This is a genomic window from Pseudomonas sessilinigenes, assembly GCF_003850565.1.
Taxonomy (GTDB): domain Bacteria; phylum Pseudomonadota; class Gammaproteobacteria; order Pseudomonadales; family Pseudomonadaceae; genus Aquipseudomonas; species Aquipseudomonas sessilinigenes.
This window is the reverse complement of sequence record NZ_CP027706.1, coordinates 3,530,308-3,550,539: the sequence shown is the minus strand read 5'-3', so window position 1 is coordinate 3,550,539 and position 20,232 is coordinate 3,530,308. Positions and strand designations below refer to the sequence as shown.

The following is a 20,232-nucleotide window of genomic DNA, read 5'->3' as shown; positions in this document are numbered from 1 at the left end:
CGGGGACTGGACACCACCATCTACGCCATAATAGGCGCCCCCGGAAAACTTCGCCGACCATGACCGACACAGCCCCCTCCTCCACCAAGCTCCAGCGCACGCCCAAGCAGACTCGTGGCCACCAGCGGGTCACGGCCATTCTCCAGGCCTGCGCACGCCTGCTGATTCAACTGGGGGTATCGAACCTGACCATGCACGGTATTGCCCGGGAAGCTGGCACCTCCATCGGTTCGCTCTATCACTTTTTCAGCGACAAGCAGCAGGTACTGGAAGCCCTGGGCCAGGGCCATATCGCCGCCATGAGCGCGATTGCCGAACCGTTGCATGTCGTCGATGAGAGTCATTGGCGGGGCTTGAGTTCCCAGCAGGTGATAGAACAAACCACCTTGCCGCTCTTGCAGTACATCGAGCAGCACCCCGACCTGCTGCAGATGCTCACTCCGGGCTATGCCCTGGGCCAATTGCAAGCCCCGGACCTGCACGTACAAATGCAGAACCTCTATGACCGGGTATTGAAGGCGCGCCTGCCCAATGCCAGCGCCCGGCAGCGCGAGACCTGCGTGCAGGCGCTGCTCGGCCTGCCCCTGGGCCTGTTCCAGCGGGCCCAGGAACACCAGGAGCTCAAGCGCGAGTTATTGCTCGAAGAAGTGCCGCGGGCATTGGCGGCCTACCTGGATGTCATCGAGAAACTGCATGGCCCGACCTGAAGCTGGCCCTCAATGGGCCAGCCGCACTTGCAGCCACTTGTCCCGCAACAGGTCGTAGGCCCAGTGGTAGACATAGGTGTAGGGCAAGAAGAACAACAGCACGCCAATGTCGAGGATCAACGCCTGCATCAGGCTGATATCCAGCCACCAGGCAATCAAAGGTACGGCGAACGCAACCAGGCCACCCTCGAAGAGCAAGGCGTGGATCACCCGGGTCCAGCCATTACGCACCCGCCGCAGACCCTTGAGCGCCCGGTCGAACAGACTGTTGAACAACACGTTCCAGGCCAGGGCCAAAAGACCGATGCACAGCGTCACCACGCCCATGTCCACCATCGGTTTGTCCATGATCCAGGACAGCAAGGGCGTACAGATCAACAACGCCAGCAATTCGAAGGCAACGGCCTGGGCAATGCGTTCGGTCAGGGATTTGTGTGGGCTCATCGCCGCGCTCCTTGAGTGAATGTGTTGGCGATAATCAATGATCTCATCGATACTTCATAATCAATAACCATCGATCAAGGCGATACATCATGGCATCCAACGAAGTGCTGCTGGCATTCGTCCAGGCCGCGACCCAGGGTTCGTTCTCCGCCGCCGCGCGCAAGCTGGGCAAGAGCCAGTCGACCATCAGTGCAGCGGTAGCCAGCCTGGAAATCGATCTTGATGTGCCGTTGTTCGACCGCTCCAGTCGCAAACCCGGGCTGACCCCAGCCGGGCAGGTGTTGCTGCGCCGCGCCGAGGAAATCCTCGCCGCCACCAGCCGCCTGGAAATGGCCGCCAGCCAGCTGTCCCAAGGCATCGAGGCGAGGCTCACCGTGGCCCTCTCCGACACCTACCAGTCCGATCGTTTTGAAAGCTGCCTGAGCGCCTTCGAACAGCGCTACCCGGACCTGGAGCTGGAATGCCTGATTGCCGAATGCGAAGACCTGGTGGCCCTGGTACAGAGTGGGCGGGCACAGATCGCCTTTGCTGAAATGCAGCTCCAATACCCAGCAGACCTGGAGCACAAGACCATGGATGAGCAGGGCGAGGTGTCGCTCTTCGTATCGCGCCAACATCCCCTGGCCAAGCTGCACCGCGTCGATGAGCAAACCCTGCGGCAACACCGGGAGCTGCGCCTGGCCACCGTGCTCAACCCCGATGAAAGCCGCTCCCAGGGGCGAGTCTGGTCGGCCCCCAGCTACCTGATGCTGATGGAAATGGCCCAGGGCGGCTTTGGCTGGGCCCCGTTGCCACGCTGGCTGGTGGACAACTTCGGCGCCGGCAGGCTGCAGGAACTCAAGGTCCGGGGCTGGCCGCGCCCGGTGGTGGTGGACGCCCTCTGGTCACGCCTGCGCCCACCCGGCCCGGCTGGTAGCTGGCTGCTGGAGCGGATGCTGCAGTAACCGCAGCCTCCGATAGCCACTACAGGCTATGCAAGCGGCGTTCGAGAAACCGTCGCTCCGGGGCTTGCCGAACCAGCTCCAGGGCACGCAGGTAAGACACGCGCGCCGCCTCCACCTGCCCCAACTGGCGGCAGAAATCGGCACGGGCAGCATGCGCCAGGTGGTAGTCCTCAAGGTCGCCACGCTGCAGGATGATCTCCACGAGCGCCAATCCAGCCGCCGGCCCATCGCGCTGGGCCACGGCCACCGCGCGGTTGAGCTCGATCACCGCAGAGGGCTGCAAGCGCAGCAACACATCGTACAAGCCAACGATCTGCGGCCAGTCGGTCTGCGCCGCGCTAATCGCTTCGGCATGCACGGCGGCAATGGCGGCCTGCAGGCAGTAGGGGCCGCCGCGCCCGGTGCGCAATCCACGCTCCACCAACGCACAGCCTTCGTCCATCAACGCTTGCTGCCACAGGGAGCGGTCCTGATTCTCCAATAGGATCAACTCGCCATCGGCTCCCATCCGTGCCGCCCGACGCGACTCGTGCAGCAGCATCAGGGCCAGCAACCCCATCACCTCGGCCTCCGGCAGCAGCTCCAGGAGCAGGCGCCCCAGGCGAATCGCTTCGCAGGTCAAATCCTCGCGGGTCAGCTCGGCGCCAAGGGAGGCCGAATAACCCTCGTTGAACACCAGGTAGATCACGCGCAATACGCTGTCCAGGCGCTCGGGCAGTTCGTTCAGCGCCGGTACCTGGTAGGGAATCGCCGCATCGCGGATCTTCGCCTTGGCCCGCACGATGCGCTGGGCGATGGTGGCCGGGGCAACCAGGAAGGCCCGGGCGATTTCCTCGGTGCTCAAGTCGCAGATTTCCCGCAGGGTCAACGGCACCTGGGCATCCGCCGCCAGGGCCGGATGGCAGCAGGTGAAGATCAGTCGCAGACGATCGTCTTGCACGTCCTCGCCACTCCAGTCCTCCTGCTCCAATTGCTCCAACTGGTTGGCCAGGGCAGCCTGGGAAGCAGCGAAGCGTGCCCGCCGACGCAAGCCATCGATGGCCTTGAAGCGCCCGACGGACACCAGCCAGGCCCTGGGGTTGGCCGGGATGCCGTCGTCCTGCCAGCGCTCCACCGCCACGAAGAAGGCCTCGTGCAAGGCCTCCTCGGCCAGGTCGAAATCCCCCAGGAGGCGGATCAGGGTGGCAAGGATGCGTCGCGACTGCTCGCGGTAGACCTGCTCCACCAGCGCCCGTACCGCCCCACCGGACTGGCCCGGCATCAGTCCGGCATGCCCTGGGTCACCAGCGTCACCAGGCGCTCCAGGCTCTGCCCCCAACCCTCGTGGAAGCCCATGGCCTCATGGGCCTTGCGGTCGGCTTCGGTCCAATGCATGGCGCGGGCGGTATAGAGGGTTTTTGTGCCCTGCTCCTCGAACGTCACCTCGGCGGTCATGAAGGGTTTGCCGGAAGGAATCCAGCCCGGCACATAGGCATCGGTGAACACCAGCCGCGAGGGGGCGTCGATCTCCAGGAACACCCCCATGGTCGGGTACTCGCTGCCATCCGGGGCGCGCATCAAGGTACGAAACTGGCCGCCGACCCACAGGTCCATTTCGCACTCCGGAGTGGTCATGCCATGAGGGCCCCACCACTGCACCAGCAACGCCGGTTCGGTCCAGGCGCGAAACAGCTTGCGGCGCGGAGCATCGATCAACCGACTGATGGACAATTCATGGGTGGCGGGTCCACGGCCCGCAGTCTGCAAAGTCATCGCGAAACTCCTTTTAGGGTTATCAGGGATTGAGCTCACGTACCGGACGCACTTCCACGCTGCCAACCCTGGCCGCCGGGATCTGTCCGGCGACCTGGAGCGCTTCGTTCAAGTCGCGGGCTTCGATCAGGTAGAAGCCGGCCAGCTGTTCCTTGGTTTCGGCGAACGGGCCATCGGTGATCGACAGCTTGCCGCCGCGCATGCGCACCGTGGTAGCGGTCTGCACCGATTGCAGGGCCTCGGCGGCGAGCATCCGCCCGCTGTCGCGTACCGCCTCGGCATAGGCCAGGCACTCGGCGTCCCGCGGGCTGTCGGGCAGGCTATGCAGCAGTCGTTCGTCGCTGTACACCAGGCATAGGTATTTCATGGACGTCTCCGTGATCGGGCTGATCAACTATGGTCGCTGTTTTGACCTTTGGCGAACCCGCGGCTCAAGGTTCAAGGTCGAACAAGGTAGTGCCGGTTTGCATATCGAAGGGCGCCGACCAATGCTCGTGCACCACCTGCCACTGGCCGCCCAGGCACTGGTAGGCCGCACTGACCCGCATCCAGCAGGCCTTGCTCACACCGTCGGCATCGGTGCCGCCGCAATGGGCCAGCCAATGGGCGAACGCCAGCTCGTCACTGGCCTGCACGTGTAGCTGGTGGAACTCGAAGATCCCAGGGCCTGGGCAGACCTGCATGCAAGCCTGCCAATGCGCACGGTAGGCCTCCTTGCCTTTGAATTGCAGGGCGCCGACCGCATCGAAGGAGACGATGTCATCGGCGTAGAAGCTGACGATCTGCTCGATATCCCTGGCCATCACCGCCTGCCGCCAGTGGTCGATCAGGCTGCGTACGCGGGCTTCACTGGATGGATTGGACATGGCGAAATTCCTCGAAAGGTGAAGTGGATGTCACCGAGCAGGCTGCTCGATTCATCCCTAGTCGCCTGGGGTTTCGCACAATCGACAATGCAGGTGAAAAAAAACCACACCAACCATGCAGGCACAAAAAAGGCCGCGACATAGCGGCCTTTGGCGGTGGCGGAACTACAGAGCCCGCACCATCTCATGCCAGGCCATGCCGCCGTGGTCCGAGGCCGATGCCTTGAGGTAGACGAAACCGAAGCGCTCGTAGAGCGGCACATGACGCTCCTTGCACATCAGGTGGATACGCACCTTGCCAGCGCCAGCCATGCGCGCGATGAACGCCTCCAGCAACTGCCGGGACAAGCCCAGGCCCTGGAAGTCCGGATGCACCACTACCGACATGATCACCACCTCGGGGCCTGCCGGGTCGTGGCCGACCAGTTCCTTGAAGGCCTCGTCGGCCATCTGCACCTCTAAGGTGGCGCCGGAGTTGATGAAACCGGCCACCACGCCCTCGACCTCGGCGACGATGAAACCCTCGGGCCAGGTGGCGATACGCGTGGCGATCTTGTCCCGGGTCGCCGCTTCGTCGCCTTCGTAGGCCAGGGTCTCGATGGCGAAGCAGCGGTCCAGGTCGGCAGGCAGGACGGTGCGGATCAACGGGGTCGGAGCGGTCATGGAACACCAGCCTGAAGTCAGTTGGGGGTGGCCGATTCTAGCAAGGACCCGGCGATATGTATGACCGGCATAGCGTTCGCTGGCCGCCCCGTAAAGCTTTCATATAAGCCCTGGCCAGGCTCGCGCCGAGGGACTATCTATCAGCTCCCCGACGCTTCGCCGCGTCTTGCCAAGGACCTAGACCATGAGCTCTGCCCAGATCGGTTTTTTCGTGTTGTTCGCCATTGCCACCTTCGGCGGCATCACCTTCTACCTCGACTTCTTGCACGAGCGCCGTCGCGACAAGCGCGTATCAGACGCTAGCCAGGCCCGGGCTCAGAGCCCCACCAGGCGATAACCCACCTGCAACTCGGTAATCAGATGCTGGGGCTGGGCCGGGTCGGCTTCCAGCTTCTGCCGCAGATGGGCCATGTGTACCCGCAGGTAATGGGCCCGGTCGACATAGTCCAGGCCCCAGACCTCCAGCAGCAGTTGACGATGGGTCAGGACCCGGCTCTGGCCGCGGATCAGCGCGCAAAGCAGGCGGTACTCGATTGGCGTCAAGTGCACCAACTGTCCGTCGCGGTGCACTTCATGGGTCGCCAGGTCCACCTCGATGGCGCCGAAGTTCACCTTGCTGGTGGCCGCTGCCGCCCCACTCTGGCCATGGCGGCGCAGTTGCGCGCGAATCCGCGCCAGCAGCTCCGGCACGCCGAACGGCTTGACCAGGTAATCGTCGGCTCCGGCGTCCAGGGCGGCGACCTTCTCCGCTTCCCGATCCCGCGCCGAAAGCACCAGGATCGGTACCGCCAGCCAGCCCCGTAGTTCGCTGATCAATTGCTTGCCATCGCCGTCCGGCAGGCCCAGGTCGACGATCACCAGGTCCGGCTGGCGGCTGGCCGCATGGATCAGCGCGCGCTTGACGCTGTCGGCCTCGAACACCTGGAAACCTTCGTCTTCCAGGGCGATACCGACGAAGCGGCGGATATTGGCTTCGTCCTCGACGATCAGGATGCGGGGGCTGCTGCTCATAGGGTTTCCATCGAAGGCGGTTGTCCCGCCGGCAAGGTGATGACAAAACTCAGCCCGGCGTCGGCGTGAGGCTGGGCCTCGATCCGTCCGCCATGGGCCTCGACGATACGCTTGGCCAGGGCCAGGCCCAGGCCGATCCCGGCCACGGCCGATTCCTGCTGGCCACGGCTGAAGGCCTCGAACAGGCTGGCCGGGGAACTGCCCTTGGGGCAACCAGGGCCGCTGTCGCTGACCTGCAGGATGATCTGCTGGTCGACCTGGCGCGCGCTGACCTGCACCAGGGTCCCGGTCGGGGTGTACTTGGCAGCGTTGTCCAGCAGGTTGACCAGTACCCGCTCCAGCAACAGCGCGTCCACCTCCACCAGCGGCAACTGCGGCGCCATGGCGACCCGTACCTGATGCCCGGCCAGGGGCTCGCGCAACTGGCGCAGGGCACTGCCGACGATCTCCTCCAGGGAGTTCCACTGGCGATTCAGACGCACCCCACGCTCCTGCATGCGGGCCATGTCCAGCAGGTTCTCGATCAGCCGCTGCATGGAGCCGGCCTGGTCATGGATACCCCGCAGCAACTGCGCCAGGACGCCGTCGGGGGCATGGGGCAAGGCGGCGTCGGCAGCGCCGATGATGGTGGTCAGGGGGGTGCGCAAGTCATGGGAGATCGCCGCCAGCAGGGTGTTGCGCATGCGCTCGCCCTCCATCTGCACCACGGTGCTCTGGGCCACCTCGACGTAGTGCACCCGTTCCAGGGCGATCGCCAGCTGGCTCATGCAGGCTTGCAACAAGCGTTGTTCTTCCGGCTCGCGCAGCCGCTCGGGGTCCGCCAGTTCCAGCACCAGCACGCCACGCACGCGCATCGGCGCCTTGAGCGGCAGGTAGCGCCCCCGGGCTGCCGCCAGGGTATCGGTGCCGCTACCGGCCGGCTGGCCATGATCGTAGGCCCACTGGGCGATGCTCTCGTCCAGCTCCAGGCCATTGGCGCTCAAGGCCCGCATGCGATCGCCGGCATCCGGCAGCGCCAGCCCGACCCGGGCCGCGAACACCCCGCTGAAGGTGCGCAGGGCCACGGCGCAGATCTGCTCCTCGGTGAGCGCCGCCGACAGCTCCCGGGCCAGCCCGGCCAGGGACGTGGCCCGGCGCTCGCCCTCGGCGGCGGTACGCGCCTGGTGGCGCAGGCGCGCGGTGAGCTGGCCGGTGATCAGGGCGATACCGAGCATCAGGGCGAAGGTGAAGAAGTACTGGGTGTCGTTGACCGTGAACGACCACACCGGCTGGACGAAGAAGAAATCGAAGCACAGCACCGCCAGCATCGCCGCCCAGACCCCGGGCCCACGCCCCAGGCGCAGGGCCACCAGGACCACGGTGAGCAGGAACAGCATCACCACGTTGGCCGGATCGAAGACCTTCAACAACAGCGCCGCCACCGCCGTGGCGGCAAAGCACGCCAGGCTGGCCCACAGGTAGGCCGGCGCACGACTGGGCGCCAGGCCGGCCTCGGGCTTGGGCGCCACGCTGCGCTGGCGGTCCGCTGGCCCATTGGCGATCACGATCTGGTCGATTTCCGGGTGCTGGCGACTGAGGCGATCACTCACCGACTGGTGCCAGACCTGCCACACCCGTCGCGGGTAATGACCCAGCACCAGGCGATTGGCGTTGTGCTCGCGGGCACAGGCGGCCAGGGCCTCGGCCACATCCATGCCGGGCAGGGTCGCGGTCTCGGCACCGAACTCGGCGGCCAGGGCCAGGGTCTTCATGGCAGCCGCATACCGACTGGCGCCGATGCCCCGACGCTGGGCCGGTGCCACGTGCACCACCATCCAGTCGGCCTCGAGTTTCTGCGCCAGGCGCGCCGCCTCGCGCACCAGGCGCTCGTCCGCCGGGTCCCCGGCGATCCCCACCAGCAACCGCTCCCGGGCCGGCCACAGGGCGTTGATCGAGCGTTCGCGGCGGTAGTCGCGCATCTGCGCGTCGACCCGGTCGGCGGTGCGACGCAGGGTCAGCTCGCGCAGGGCCAGCAGGTTGCCCTTGCGAAAGAAATTGCGCGAAGCCCTCTCCGCCTGGGGCGCCAGGTACACCTTGCCGTCCTTGAGCCGGCGCAGCAGATCGTCCGGCGGCAGGTCGATCACCAGCACTTCGTGGGATTCGTCGAACAGATGATCGGGCACCGTCTCGCGCACACGGATGCCGATGATCCCGCTGACGATGTCATTGAGGCTTTCCAGGTGCTGGACATTGAGGGTGGTCCAGACGTCGATGCCGGCCCGCAGCAGTTCTTCGACGTCCTGCCAGCGCTTGGGATGCCGGGAACCCTGGACATTGCTGTGGGCCAGCTCGTCCACCAGCAATACCGCCGGCTGGCGGGCCAGGGCGGCATCCAGGTCGAATTCGGGCAAGGCATGCTCACGGTGCATCAGCTGGTGCCGGGGCAGCACCTCGATGCCTTGCAGCAGCTCGGCGGTGTCGCGCCGGCCGTGGGTCTCGACGATCCCGGCCACCACGTCGCGACCCTGGGCCAGTTCCTGGCGGGCGGCGGTGAGCATGGCACAGGTCTTGCCGACCCCGGCGTTGGAGCCGAAGTAGATCCGCAACTTGCCGCGCCGGGCGGCCTGCTCGTCCTGCTGCAGTTTTTCCAGCAACGCATCGGGATCGGGGCGCCCGTCGCGGGTTGTCGTACCAGTGTCGAGAACAGCCATGTGCATCCTTGAATGAACAAGGCGGCGCTCCGGGGAGCGCCGCCTTGCGAGTCCTGTCAGACCAGGCCGAGCCCGGCCAGCAGCATGTCGATCAGTTTGATCCCGGCAAAGGGTACCAGCACCCCGCCCAGGCCGTAGATCAGCAGGTTGCGGTTGAGCAACGCCGCCGCCCCGATGGAGCGGTACTTCACGCCCTTGAGCGCCAGGGGGATGAGGAAGACGATGATCAGGGCATTGAAGATCACCGCGCTCAAGATCGCCGAGTTCGGGCTGTTCAAGTGCATCACGTTCAACGCCGCCAACTGCGGGTAAGTAGCAACGAACGCGGCCGGTACGATAGCAAAATACTTGGCCACATCGTTGGCCACGCTGAAGGTGGTCAGCGCGCCACGGGTCATGAGCATCTGCTTGCCCACCTCCACCACCTCGATCAGCTTGGTCGGGTTGCTGTCCAGGTCCACCATGTTGCCGGCTTCCTTCGCCGCCTGGGTGCCGCTGTTCATGGCCACGGCCACATCAGCCTGGGCCAGGGCCGGGGCGTCGTTGGTGCCGTCGCCGGTCATGGCCACCAGCTTGCCCTTGGCCTGGTAATCGCGGATCAGTTGCAGCTTGTCCTCGGGCCGGGCCTCGGCGAGAAAATCGTCGACCCCGGCCTCCACGGCAATGGCGGCGGCGGTCAGGCGGTTGTCGCCAGTGATCATCACGGTCTTGATGCCCATGCGCCGCAGCTCGGCGAAGCGTTCCTTGATCCCGCCCTTGACCACGTCCTTGAGCTCCACCACGCCCAGGGCCTGGGCCCCGTCGCTGACCACCAGCGGCGTGCTGCCACGGCGCGAGACTTCATCGACCTTGGCCTGCAGGGCTGGCGCAAAGCTGCCGCCCAGGGCCTCGATGTGGCGGCGGATGGCATCGGCGGCGCCCTTGCGGATGCAGCGGCCCTGGGGCAAATCGACGCCGCTCATGCGGGTCTGGGCGGTGAAGGGCACGGCACTCGCACCCAGGGTCGCAAGGTCGCGCCCAGCGATGTCGAACTGTTGCCGGGCCAGGACCACGATGCTCCGCCCTTCAGGGGTTTCATCGGCCAGGGACGCCAGTTGCGCGGCATCCGCCAGTTCGCTGTCGCGGATCCCCGGGGCCGGCAGGAAGGCGCTGGCCTGGCGATTGCCCAGGGTGATGGTGCCCGTCTTGTCCAGCAGCAGCACGTCCACGTCACCGGCCGCCTCCACCGCGCGGCCGGAGGTGGCGATGACGTTGGCCGACATCATCCGGCTCATGCCCGCCACGCCGATGGCCGACAGCAGGCCGCCGATGGTGGTGGGGATCAGGCACACCAGCAGCGCCACCAGCACCGTGGCACTGACCACGCTGCCGGTGCCGCTCATGGCCACAGCGAACAGCGAATACGGGCTCAGGGTGACGATCACCAACAGGAACAACAGGGTCAGGCCCACCAGGAGGATGGTCAGGGCCACCTCGTTGGGGGTCTTCTGCCGCCGCGCCGATTCCACCATGGAGATCATGCGGTCCAGGAAGGATTCGCCGGGGTTGACGCTGATGCGCACCACCAGCCAGTCGGACAGCACCTTGGTGCCGCCGGTGACCGAGGAGAAATCACCGCCGGCCTCGCGGATCACCGGCGCCGACTCACCGGTGATGGCGCTCTCGTCCACCGTGGCCACGCCTTCGATGACCTCGCCGTCCAGGGGCACCAGGTCGCCGGCCTCGATCAGCACCACCATGTCCTTGCGCAACTCACTGGCGGCCATGGGCAGCCAGGCCGCGCCGTGCCGTGGCTGTTGCAGCAACTTGGCCAGGGTCTGGCGCTTCATGCCCTTGAGGCTCGCCGCCTGGGCCCGGCTGCGGCCCTCGGCCAGGGCCTCGGCGAAGTTGGCGAACAACACGGTGAACCACAACCACAGGGCGATGCTCAGGATGAAGCCGCTGGGGGCCTCGCCCTGCCCGCCCAGGGACTGCAGCCACAGCAAGGTGGTGAGCAGGCTGCCCAGGTAGACCACGAACATCACCGGGTTCTTCCACTGCGCCTGGGGCAGCAGCTTCTTCACGGCATCCAGGCACGCCGTTAACAACAACCCACGGTCGAACAAAGCTATACGAGCGTTCTTACTCATGATCGGCGTCTCTTACTCACTGGCCGCGAGGGGCGAGGCAGGCATGGGCGCCAGGGCGTCCAGTGCGAGGTTCAGTTGCAGCACATTGACCCGGGGCTCGCCCAGCAGGCCGAAGGTGCGGCTTTCGCTGTGTGCTTGCAGCAGGGCTTGCAGCTCGCCCGGCGGCAGGTGCCGTGCGCGAGCCACCCGCTCCAGCTGCAGCCGGGCGTTGGCCAGGGAGATGTGCGGGTCCAGGCCGGACGCCGACGCCGTCACCGCGTCCACCGGCACCAGGCTGTCGGCGGCCAGGCCATTGAGTTGGCGGTAGGTACGGGCCCGCTCGGCGACGCTGTCCAGCAGCTTCTGGCTGGTGGGCCCCAGGTTGCTGGCACCACTGGCCCCGGCGTTGTAGGGCTGCGGCACGCTCTTGCTCGGGTCCAGCGGATCGCTGCCCAGGGTCATGCTGGGCCGACCCTGGAAATACTCCGGCCGCTGGAAGGCCTGGCCGATCAGGCTGGAGCCCACCACCAGGCCGTTGCGTTGCACCAGGCTGCCCTGGGCCTGGAACGGAAACAACAGGTTGGCCAGCAGCGTGGTCGCCAGCGGATAGGCCAGGCCGGTCAGTGCCAGGCACAGCAACGCCGCCACCAGCACCGGGCGCAGCAGGCCCTTGAACAGCACCGCGGTGGTGCCCTGGGTTTGCATTTGCGTAGTCATCACAACCCCTTACTTGTAGGTCTGGCCGGCCAGCAACTGCAGTTGCTCCACCAGCGGGCCGAGCGCGAGCGCCGGCAGGAAGGTCAGGCCACCGACCACCAGCACCACGAACACCACCAGGAACATGAACAGCGGGGTCGCGGTGGGAATGGTGCCGGCGCCGGCCGGGATGTTCTTTTTCGCCGCCAGGGAGCCGGCCACGGCCAGCATCGGCAGCATGGTGAAGAAGCGCCCCATGAGCATCGCCAGGCCGATGGTGGTGTTGAAGAACGGCGTGTTGGCGTTCAGCCCGGCGAACGCCGAACCGTTGTTCGCGGTGCCCGAGGCGTAGGCATAGAGCACCTCGCTGAAACCATGGGGACCCAGGTTGTTAAGGCTGTTGAGGGTGTCCGGCCAGAGCGCCGCCAGGGCGGTGAACCCGAGGATGCAGATCGGATGCGCCAGCACCGAGAGCATCACCAGCTTGATCTCCCGGGCCTCGATCTTCTTGCCGAGGAACTCCGGACTGCGGCCGATCATCATGCCCACCAGGAACACCGTCAGCAGGGCGTACTGGATCAGGTTGATGAAGCCCACGCCGTCGCCGCCGAACACGCAGTTGAGCATCATCTGCGCCAGGGGTACGAAACCGCCCATGGGGGTCAGCGAGTCGTGCATGGCGTTCACCGAGCCGGTAGTAGCACCGGTGGTGGTGGTGACGAACAGCGCAGTGTCAGCGATGCCAAAGCGCAGCTCCTTGCCTTCCATGTTGCCGCCGCTCTGGGTCGCCGACAGTTGCTGGTCGGCTCCGGCCAGGGTCAGCAGCGGGTTGCCGCTCTGCTCGGCAGTGAACACGATGGCCAGGAAGCCTGCGAACATCACCAGGAAGGTGCCGAAGAACACCCATCCCTGGCGCCGGCGCAGCAGCATGCTGCCGAAGGTGTAGGTCAGCGCCGAAGGAATCAGCAGCATGCTGAGGATGTGCAGGACGTTGGTCAGCGGCGTCGGGTTCTCGAACGGGTGCGCGGCGTTCATGCTGAAGAAACCACCGCCGTTGGTGCCGATGTGCTTGATCGACTCGAAGCTGGCCACGGCGCCGACGATCAACTGCTGGCGACCACCTTCCAGGGTGGTGGCCAGGGCCTCGGAGTCCAGGGTCTGGGGCATGCCTTGCCAGACGTAGACCAGCGCCATCAGCAGGCACAAGGGCAACATCACCCGGTACAGCACGCGGATGAAATCCACCCAGTAGTTGCCGATGTCCGCCGAGCTGGAACGGCTCAAGCCACGGATGAAGCCGGCGGCGGCCACCACTCCGGCGGTGGCGCCGACGAACATCAGGAAGGTGATGGCCGCCATCTGGCTGAAGTTCGACAGGCTGCTCTCGCCGGAGTACGCCTGCCAGTTGGTATTGGTGATGAAGGAGGCGGCGGTGTTGAACGCCAGGTCCGGGCTCTGCGCTGCCAGCCCCAGCGGGTTCAGGGGCGTCAGCCCTTGCAGGCGCAGCACCAGGTAGCCCAGCAGCATCATCGCCGCGTTGGACAGCAGCAAGGCCGAACCGTAGCGGGCCCAGCCCATGGCCTCGCCAGGGTCGATCCCCAGCAGGCGGTAAGTGGCGCGCTCCGCCAGGGCATGGCCACGGCCGCTGAAGACCCGTGCCAGCCACTTGCCCATGAGCACGGCGAGCCCGGTCATCAGGCCGAGGATCACCGCGTATTCCAGCACAGTACTCAACATGTCGATGCTCCGTTCAAATCTTGCCCATGGCGACGATGCCCAGGGCCGTCAGTACAAAGAACCCCAGGGACAGGCCCACGAAGATCAGGTCGTACATGGCTGGTTTCCTTTCTCGAGAACGCCCCAGGGGCGCATGCAGGTAGGTGGCGAAGACTGGGAGCGCGCATCAGAACTTCTCGGCGCGGATCAGTGCATAACCCAGGTAGGCGAACAGCAACACAGCGCAAAAACCACTGGCGCCGTAGATGAATGACAGTGTCAGCAAGGCAGCTCCCCTCGAATGCGTTGAGGTCGCACCAGGGGCGTTATCAGCAACCCATGGCGCAACCGTTCGAGGCGCCCGGCAAGGGGCGCCGACAGGGAGTCGGGAACGAGCCGTCCACCGCCCTCCTCTGCGCCACGCAGGTTAGGTGAGCGCGCATCAAGGCCGGGCACTGATTGCAGGGGGCGGTATTAAGACGGCATAAAGATTGCGTTGAACGCGCTGTAGATCGGGGGGCGGACTACGCCCCCGCCAGCTTCAAGCAGCCTTGAGAGGCAGCCAGATTTCCACGACCCCGGTGCCGGTATCGGGGTTGAAATCAGCGCTATAGCGTTCGAACGAGGGTTCGTCGGCAGCCTGGCGCGCGGACTGCGGCAACCAGGTACGCCAGATGTAATCGAAGGTACGGGGCAGGTCCTGCAATGAGCCACCGTGCTCGAATACGGCATAGTGCTGCGACTGCATTTCGATCCAGCGGTAGTGTTCCGGCAGATCGTCGAGCTTGCTGATCTCGACCCCGGCGATGTACTCGAACCCGCCTTGCCCGTCTGGGTTGGAGTGCACGCCGTAGGTTACGTCGTTGACCTGGCCCGGCACTTTGCCGACATGGGGAATGAAACGCTGCCACAGCTGGCTGATCGCCTGGGCGCTGGCAGGAACGAAGCGCTGGCTGAAACCGGCGACCAACAAGAAATGCCCTCTTTCGAAGCGCGGCTCTGGACCTGTGCCTGGTTTTTGCTCATCCATGAATGCCACTCCTGCCACTGAAAAATGGGTTCGAGGGCAAGTATAGAAGCCCTTGGGCGGCTCTTGGCTCAGAGCGCCGGAAGGTCGCTTACCCGGGCATCGACAATAAACTCCTGGTAACCGGAAAGGATCACATACACCGCGAAATAGCAGAAGATCGCTGCAGATGCCAGGTAGGAATAGCGCAATAGCTTGTCCCCCAGCAGCTTGCCGCCCTGGGTCGCCGCCAGGCACAGCCCCAGGGTCCAGGTCAGCCCGGCACAGAAGAAGCCGCCAAGGAACAAGGCGGAGTCGACGATGCTGCCACCTCCGGAGCGGGCAATCAGGGTGCCACCCACGGCGGCGAACCAGAGGATCGCACTGGGAGAGGACATGGCCAGGAAAATCCCCCGCAGGAACTCCTTGCGCGGCGAGCCCCGCTCCACCTCCCCGGCGGTATTGAGCAACGCATCGTGATGGATCGCGGCGTAGAGCATCTTCGCTGCGAAATACACCAGCAGCGCCGACCCACCCAGCCAAAGTACCCAGCGCACCGTCTCGTACTGCAGCAGCACGGTCATTCCGGCCAGGGCCAGCAGCGCATAGATCAGGTCACCGAAACAGGTTCCCAGGCCCAGGCAAAAGCCCTGGAAATAGCCACGCTGCATGGCCAGGGTGATCATCGCGATATTGGCCACGCCGATGTCCAGGCACAGCGAGAGGCTCAGCAAGAAGCCGCTGGTAAACTCCATCATTCATCCTGTTTGCTGCTGTTGTTCGAAGGGCTTGCGGGCCTTGGGGAGCGCTTGAAAAACCACTCGGGCAGGTATTGCCCGCAACCGTTGCAGGCAAGAAGCGTGCACGTTATAGCGACAAAGCCTGCGCTCTCGCAAATCCCCGGGCGGCCTGCAAAATAATTTTTCGCCCCCCTGGACAAGCCCTCGCCGGCGCCTTTATCGTCTGCCTCGCAGGCCACCGCAGTGGCCAACGTCGCTCGGACGGTTCCGGGCGCTTACGTCTATTCGAGGCAACAATGGCCGAACAAGGTTCGCCGCGCCGCTTTGCGCGCATTGATCGACTCCCCCCCTACGTTTTCAATATCACTGCCGAGCTGAAGATGGCTGCGCGTCGGCGCGGCGAAGACATCATCGACTTGAGCATGGGTAACCCCGACGGTGCGACCCCGCCGCATATCGTCGAAAAGCTGGTGCAGGTCGCCCAGCGCGAAGACACCCATGGCTATTCCACTTCCAGGGGCATCCCACGGCTGCGCCGGGCGATTTCCCGCTGGTACCAGGAGCGCTACCAGGTCGACATCGACCCGGAAAGCGAAGCCATCGTCACCATCGGCTCCAAGGAAGGCCTGGCGCACCTGATGCTCGCCACCCTGGACCACGGCGACACCGTGCTGGTGCCCAACCCCAGCTATCCGATCCATATCTACGGCGCGGTGATCGCCGGCGCCCAGGTGCGCTCGGTGCCACTGGTGCCCGGCGTGGACTTCTTCGCCGAGCTGGAACAGGCCATCCGTGGCTCGATTCCCAAGCCGAAGATGATGATCCTCGGCTTCCCGTCCAACCCCACCTCGCAATGCGTGGAGCTGGACTTCTTCGAGCGGGTCATCGCCCTGGCCAAGCAGTACGACGTGCTGGTGATCCACGACCTGGCCTACGCCGACATCGTCTACGACGGCTGGAAGGCCCCGTCGATCATGCAGGTGCCCGGGGCCAAGGACATTGCGGTGGAGTTCTTCACCCTGTCCAAGAGCTACAACATGGCCGGCTGGCGCATCGGCTTCATGGTCGGCAATCCGGAGCTGGTCAGCGCCCTGGCGCGGATCAAGAGCTACCACGACTACGGCACCTTTACCCCGCTGCAGGTAGCCGCCATCGCGGCCCTGGAAGGCGACCAACAGTGCGTGCGCGATATCGCCGAGCAGTACCGGCAGCGGCGCAATGTGTTGGTCAAGGGCCTGCATGAGCTGGGCTGGATGGTGGAGAACCCCAAGGCCTCGATGTACGTCTGGGCCAAGATCCCTGAAGCCTATGCCCACCTGGGCTCGCTGGAGTTCGCCAAGAAGCTGCTGGCCGAGGCCAAGGTCTGCGTCTCGCCGGGCGTAGGGTTCGGCGAGTACGGTGACGATCACGTGCGCTTTGCCCTGATCGAGAACCAGGACCGTATCCGCCAGGCCGTACGCGGCATCCGCGGCATGTTCCGCGCCGACGGCCTGGTGCACAAAGGCGCGTGATGCGGCTTCTGTAGGAACCAGGCTTGCTGGCGCTGAACGATAACGCTGAGCCAGCCATCGCGGGCAATCGAGCGTCGACCGGCCGCTCCTACAATCGAACAGGCACAAAAAAACCGCATCGCTGCGGTTTTTTTGTGGGCGGCGTAGCGCAGGAGGTCAGACCACCAGCGACAGCAGCAGGATGAAGATCAGGCCCACCACCGACAGGATGGTCTCCATGGCCGTCCAGGTCTTGAAGGTCTCGGCCACGGTCATGTTGAAGTACTGCTTGACCAGCCAGAAGCCGGCATCGTTGACGTGGGACAGGATCAGCGACCCGGCGCCGGTGGCCAGCACCAGCAGTTCGCGGTTGACCCCGGGGATCATCCCCACCACCGGGACCACGATCCCGGCGCCCGTGATGGTGGCCACGGTGGCAGAACCAGTGGCGATGCGGATCACCGCCGCTACCAGCCAGGCCAGCAGGATCGGCGAGATCTGCGCGTTGACCGCCATGTGGCCGATCACATCACCCACGCCGCTGGTCACCAGCATCTGCTTGAAGCCACCACCGGCACCGATGATCAGGATGATCGCCGCGGTCGGCGCCAGGCTGGCGTCCAGGAGCTTGAGCATGCGCTTGGAGTCGATGTTCTGCTTGTAGCCGAAGGTGTACAGCGACAACAGCAGCGCCAGGAGCAAGGCAGTGATCGGGTGGCCGATCATGTCCATCCAGATGCGGAAGAAGTGTCCGTCCGGCAGGGCCACGTCGGCGAAGGTCTTGAGCAGCATCAGGAACACCGGCAGCAGCACGGTCACCAGGGTCACGCCGAAGCTGGGCAGCTCGCTGCTCTGGGGTTCGCGGGCCAGCTGGTCCACCAATTCCTGGGATGGGTTGCCAGGAATGTACTTGGCAATGAAGGTGCCGTAGATCGGACCGGCGATGATCGCCGTGGGCAGCGCCACGATCAGGCCGTAGAGAATGGTCTTGCCGATATCGGCGCCGAACACGCCGATGGCCAGCAGCGGCCCCGGGTGCGGCGGCACCAGGCCGTGGACTGCGGACAGGCCGGCCAGCAGCGGGATACCGATCTTGATCAGCGAGACCCCGGTACGCCGGGCGACGATGAACACCAGCGGGATCAGCAGCACGAAGCCGATCTCGAAGAACAGCGGGATCCCCACCAGGAAGGCGGCGAACATCATCGCCCACTGCACCCGTTCCTTGCCGAACGAGCGGATCAGGGTCTGGGCGATCTGATCGGCGCCGCCGGACTCGGCCATCATCTTGCCGAGCATGGTGCCCAGCGCCAGGATGATGCCGACGAAGCCGAGCACGCCACCGAAGCCGTCCTGGAACGCCTTGATGATCTTGTCCACCGGCATGCCCGAGGTCAGGCCCAGGAAGCCGGCCGCGATGATCAGGGCGATGAAGGGATGCAGTTTGAAGCGGGTGATCAAGACGATCAGCCCGATGATGGTGACCACTGCATCAACCAGCAGATAGGTCTCTTGGGACATGCCAAACATGAGTTTGCCTCCGGTTTGTTGTTTTTATTAAAGCGTTAAAAACAAGGGCCGAGTGGGATAGCGCTACCTTTTTCGAGGCGACACTTAGCGTGAAGTTTCGAGGCCATTTGCCAGCCACCATTGGTGGGCCAGCTCGGCCAGGCGCAGGACGCTCAGGTTGCTGGCATCCAGGGCCAGGGTGAGCGGCTCCCCCACCGGGGATTCGAGGGTGGCGAACTGGCTGTCGATCAGGGTCGATGGCATGAAATGCCCTGGCCGGTGCGCCACGCGATCGGCGGCGACTTGCGGCGTCAGTTCGAGGAAGACAAAGCCCAGGCCGGGGGTCGCGGCGCGCAGGCGCTCGCGATACTGGCGCTTGAGGGCCGAACAGGTCAGCACTGGCTGCTGGCCGGCGGCCAGGGCACGGCGCAATTCCTCGCACAGGCTGTCGAGCCAGCCGGCGCGATCGTCGTCGTCGAGGGGGATTCCGGCACTCATCTTGGCGATGTTCGCGGCGGGGTGGAACGTATCGCCTTCAATGGCCGTGGCACCGCTGCGCTGGCACAGGGCCTGGCTGACGCTGGATTTGCCACAGCCGGCAACGCCCATGATGACCAGGGCGGTAATAGGTTGACTCATATAAGACCTCAGCGCGCAGACAGCGCTACCTTCGCTAGTTCTAGTTCTAGTACAAAAACAGTGTCTGCCGACGCCTTCTTGTCATTTTTGTGGGTTGCCGCGTATATAGTCCGCCAAAACCAAAGAGCGAGGAGTCAGGCACACCTCGCTCACGCATTGCAGCTGTTTTAGGACAGCGCTACCTTAGTGACTTGAATTTTGTTTGGCAAGCCGTCTGATGACCACCCAGAAGAACGATAAAAATTCCCGTACCACGGGCCGCCCAACCCTCAACGAAGTCGCACGCCTGGCTGGCGTCAGCCCGATCACCGCCTCCAGGGCGCTGCGCGGCGTCAGCAGCGTGGCCACCGAACTGGTGGAGAAGGTGCAGAAGGCGGCGCTGGAGCTGAACTACGTGGTCAATTCCGCCGCCCGCGCCCTGGCCTCCGCCCAGAGCCAGTCGGTGGTGGTACTGGTGCCGTCGCTGTCGAACCTGCTGTTCATCGAAACCCTGGAAGCCATCCACCAGGTGCTACGACCCAAGGGCTTCGAAGTGCTGATCGGCAACTACCACTATTCCCGGGACGAAGAAGAGAACCTGCTGCGCAACTACATGACCTACCAACCCCGGGGCCTGCTGCTGACCGGTTTCGATCGGACCGAAAGCGCCCGGCGGATGATCGAGGCCAACAACATTCCCTGCGTCTACATGATGGACCTGGACAGCGCATCCGGGATCAACTGCGTGGGCTTCTCGCAGCTCAGCGCCGGGGAGACCGCCGCCCAGCACCTGATCTCCCGTGGGCGCCGGCACCTGGCCTACATCGGTGCGCAACTGGACCAACGCACCCTGCTGCGCGGCGAAGGCTTCCGCCGGGCCCTGCAGGCTGCCGGGCTGTACAACCCGGACCTGGAACTGCTGACCCCCCGCCCCTCCTCCGTGGGCCTGGGTGGCGAGCTGTTCCTGCAACTGATGCAGAGCCAGCCCCAGGTGGACGCGATCTTCTTCGGCAACGACGACCTGGCCCAGGGCGCCCTGCTGGAAGCCATGCGTTGTGGCATCAAGGTTCCCGAGCAGGTGGCGGTGCTGGGCTTCAACGACCTGCCGTCCTCGGAATACATGGTGCCGCGCCTGAGCAGCATCAGCACGCCACGGGAAGCCATTGGCCGGCGCGCCGCCGAGCAGATGCTGACCCTCCTGGCCGGCAACAGCGTGGCCGAACCGGTGGTGGACATGGGCTTCGAGCTAAGGGTCCGCGAAAGCACCTGAGG

21 protein-coding genes are annotated in these 20,232 nt (G+C 64.9%); 5 read left to right on the top strand and 16 right to left on the bottom strand.

The genetic code is table 11. From position 1 onward, the window contains the following. The first annotated feature begins 59 nt into the window (after positions 1-59). Complete coding sequence (locus tag C4K39_RS16330; protein WP_124346989.1) at positions 60-707, top strand: TetR/AcrR family transcriptional regulator; 648 nt, start codon at positions 60-62, stop codon at positions 705-707. Between the two features lie 9 nt (positions 708-716). On the opposite strand, the gene C4K39_RS16325 is transcribed toward C4K39_RS16330, so the two are convergent. After that, positions 717-1,151: a multidrug/biocide efflux PACE transporter gene (locus tag C4K39_RS16325; RefSeq protein WP_068579359.1), complete on the bottom strand. Its 435-nt coding sequence runs from the start codon at positions 1,149-1,151 to the stop codon at positions 717-719. A gap of 89 nt (positions 1,152-1,240) precedes the next feature. On the opposite strand from C4K39_RS16325, the gene C4K39_RS16320 reads away from it, so the two are divergent. Next, the gene (locus tag C4K39_RS16320; RefSeq protein WP_124346988.1) at positions 1,241-2,095 is read left to right on the top strand and encodes a LysR family transcriptional regulator; all 855 of its coding nucleotides are present in this window, start codon (positions 1,241-1,243) and stop codon (positions 2,093-2,095) included. A 19-nt stretch (positions 2,096-2,114) separates the two neighbouring features. Here the strand turns inward: C4K39_RS16320 and C4K39_RS16315 are convergent, their stop codons facing one another. The 5 genes from C4K39_RS16315 to C4K39_RS16295 all read right to left on the bottom strand — a co-directional run bounded on the left by C4K39_RS16315 (position 2,115) and on the right by C4K39_RS16295 (position 5,376). Next, on the bottom strand, positions 2,115-3,356 hold the full coding sequence (locus tag C4K39_RS16315; RefSeq protein WP_124346987.1) for an RNA polymerase sigma factor: 1,242 nt from the start codon (positions 3,354-3,356) through the stop codon (positions 2,115-2,117). Further along, positions 3,356-3,847, bottom strand: coding sequence for an SRPBCC family protein (locus C4K39_RS16310; protein WP_068579350.1), 492 nt, complete (start codon positions 3,845-3,847; stop codon positions 3,356-3,358). The genes C4K39_RS16315 and C4K39_RS16310 overlap by 1 nt, the downstream gene beginning before the upstream one ends. A gap of 22 nt (positions 3,848-3,869) precedes the next feature. Next, positions 3,870-4,214 carry a YciI family protein gene (locus C4K39_RS16305; protein WP_068579348.1) on the bottom strand — a complete coding sequence of 115 codons (345 nt, stop codon included), beginning with the start codon at positions 4,212-4,214 and terminating at the stop codon, positions 3,870-3,872. Positions 4,215-4,278: 64 nt separating this feature from the next. Beyond that, the gene (locus C4K39_RS16300; RefSeq protein WP_068579345.1) at positions 4,279-4,713 is read right to left on the bottom strand and encodes a YybH family protein; all 435 of its coding nucleotides are present in this window, start codon (positions 4,711-4,713) and stop codon (positions 4,279-4,281) included. 165 nt (positions 4,714-4,878) lie between these two features. Next, entirely contained in the window at positions 4,879-5,376 is a 498-nt protein-coding gene (locus C4K39_RS16295; RefSeq protein WP_124346986.1) for a GNAT family N-acetyltransferase, read from the bottom strand. A 184-nt stretch (positions 5,377-5,560) separates the two neighbouring features. Here C4K39_RS16295 and C4K39_RS31545 point away from each other — a divergent pair, with 184 nt between their 5' ends. Further along, a complete protein-coding gene (locus C4K39_RS31545) occupies positions 5,561-5,713 on the top strand; it encodes a hypothetical protein (protein WP_164487301.1) in 153 nt (50 codons plus the stop codon). Here C4K39_RS31545 and C4K39_RS16290 read toward each other — a convergent pair. From C4K39_RS16290 to C4K39_RS16255, 8 genes are all read right to left on the bottom strand, one after another. Then, entirely contained in the window at positions 5,692-6,387 is a 696-nt protein-coding gene (locus C4K39_RS16290; RefSeq protein ID WP_068579340.1) for a response regulator, read from the bottom strand. The two genes, C4K39_RS31545 and C4K39_RS16290, sit on opposite strands and share 22 nt — an antisense overlap. Beyond that, on the bottom strand, positions 6,384-9,077 hold the full coding sequence (locus C4K39_RS16285; protein ID WP_124346985.1) for a DUF4118 domain-containing protein: 2,694 nt from the start codon (positions 9,075-9,077) through the stop codon (positions 6,384-6,386). Before C4K39_RS16285 ends, C4K39_RS16290 begins: the two co-directional genes overlap by 4 nt. A gap of 56 nt (positions 9,078-9,133) precedes the next feature. Beyond that, the gene (kdpB, locus tag C4K39_RS16280; protein ID WP_124346984.1) at positions 9,134-11,206 is read right to left on the bottom strand and encodes a potassium-transporting ATPase subunit KdpB; all 2,073 of its coding nucleotides are present in this window, start codon (positions 11,204-11,206) and stop codon (positions 9,134-9,136) included. A gap of 12 nt (positions 11,207-11,218) precedes the next feature. Beyond that, positions 11,219-11,902, bottom strand: a complete 684-nt coding sequence (gene kdpC, locus C4K39_RS16275; RefSeq protein ID WP_124346983.1) for a potassium-transporting ATPase subunit KdpC — start codon at positions 11,900-11,902, stop codon at positions 11,219-11,221. Positions 11,903-11,911: 9 nt separating this feature from the next. Next, entirely contained in the window at positions 11,912-13,618 is a 1,707-nt protein-coding gene (kdpA, locus tag C4K39_RS16270) for a potassium-transporting ATPase subunit KdpA (RefSeq protein WP_124346982.1), read from the bottom strand. A 166-nt stretch (positions 13,619-13,784) separates the two neighbouring features. Further along, positions 13,785-13,883 (bottom strand): K(+)-transporting ATPase subunit F, encoded by a 99-nt coding sequence (gene kdpF, locus C4K39_RS16265; protein ID WP_068579325.1) that lies wholly within the window; start codon positions 13,881-13,883, stop codon positions 13,785-13,787. Positions 13,884-14,138: 255 nt separating this feature from the next. Next, on the bottom strand, positions 14,139-14,627 hold the full coding sequence (locus tag C4K39_RS16260) for a GyrI-like domain-containing protein (protein WP_124346981.1): 489 nt from the start codon (positions 14,625-14,627) through the stop codon (positions 14,139-14,141). A gap of 68 nt (positions 14,628-14,695) precedes the next feature. Further along, positions 14,696-15,358 (bottom strand): LysE family translocator, encoded by a 663-nt coding sequence (locus C4K39_RS16255; RefSeq protein WP_124346980.1) that lies wholly within the window; start codon positions 15,356-15,358, stop codon positions 14,696-14,698. Between the two features lie 281 nt (positions 15,359-15,639). Here C4K39_RS16255 and alaC point away from each other — a divergent pair, with 281 nt between their 5' ends. After that, positions 15,640-16,854 (top strand): alanine transaminase, encoded by a 1,215-nt coding sequence (gene alaC, locus C4K39_RS16250; RefSeq protein ID WP_068579315.1) that lies wholly within the window; start codon positions 15,640-15,642, stop codon positions 16,852-16,854. Between the two features lie 156 nt (positions 16,855-17,010). Here the strand turns inward: alaC and C4K39_RS16245 are convergent, their stop codons facing one another. Beyond that, positions 17,011-18,363 carry a GntP family permease gene (locus C4K39_RS16245; RefSeq protein ID WP_058433322.1) on the bottom strand — a complete coding sequence of 451 codons (1,353 nt, stop codon included), beginning with the start codon at positions 18,361-18,363 and terminating at the stop codon, positions 17,011-17,013. 84 nt (positions 18,364-18,447) lie between these two features. Next, entirely contained in the window at positions 18,448-18,981 is a 534-nt protein-coding gene (locus tag C4K39_RS16240; protein WP_124346979.1) for a gluconokinase, read from the bottom strand. Between the two features lie 217 nt (positions 18,982-19,198). Here C4K39_RS16240 and gntR point away from each other — a divergent pair, with 217 nt between their 5' ends. After that, a complete protein-coding gene (gntR, locus tag C4K39_RS16235) occupies positions 19,199-20,230 on the top strand; it encodes an HTH-type transcriptional regulator GntR (RefSeq protein WP_068579305.1) in 1,032 nt (343 codons plus the stop codon). The last annotated feature ends 2 nt before the right edge of the window (positions 20,231-20,232 follow it).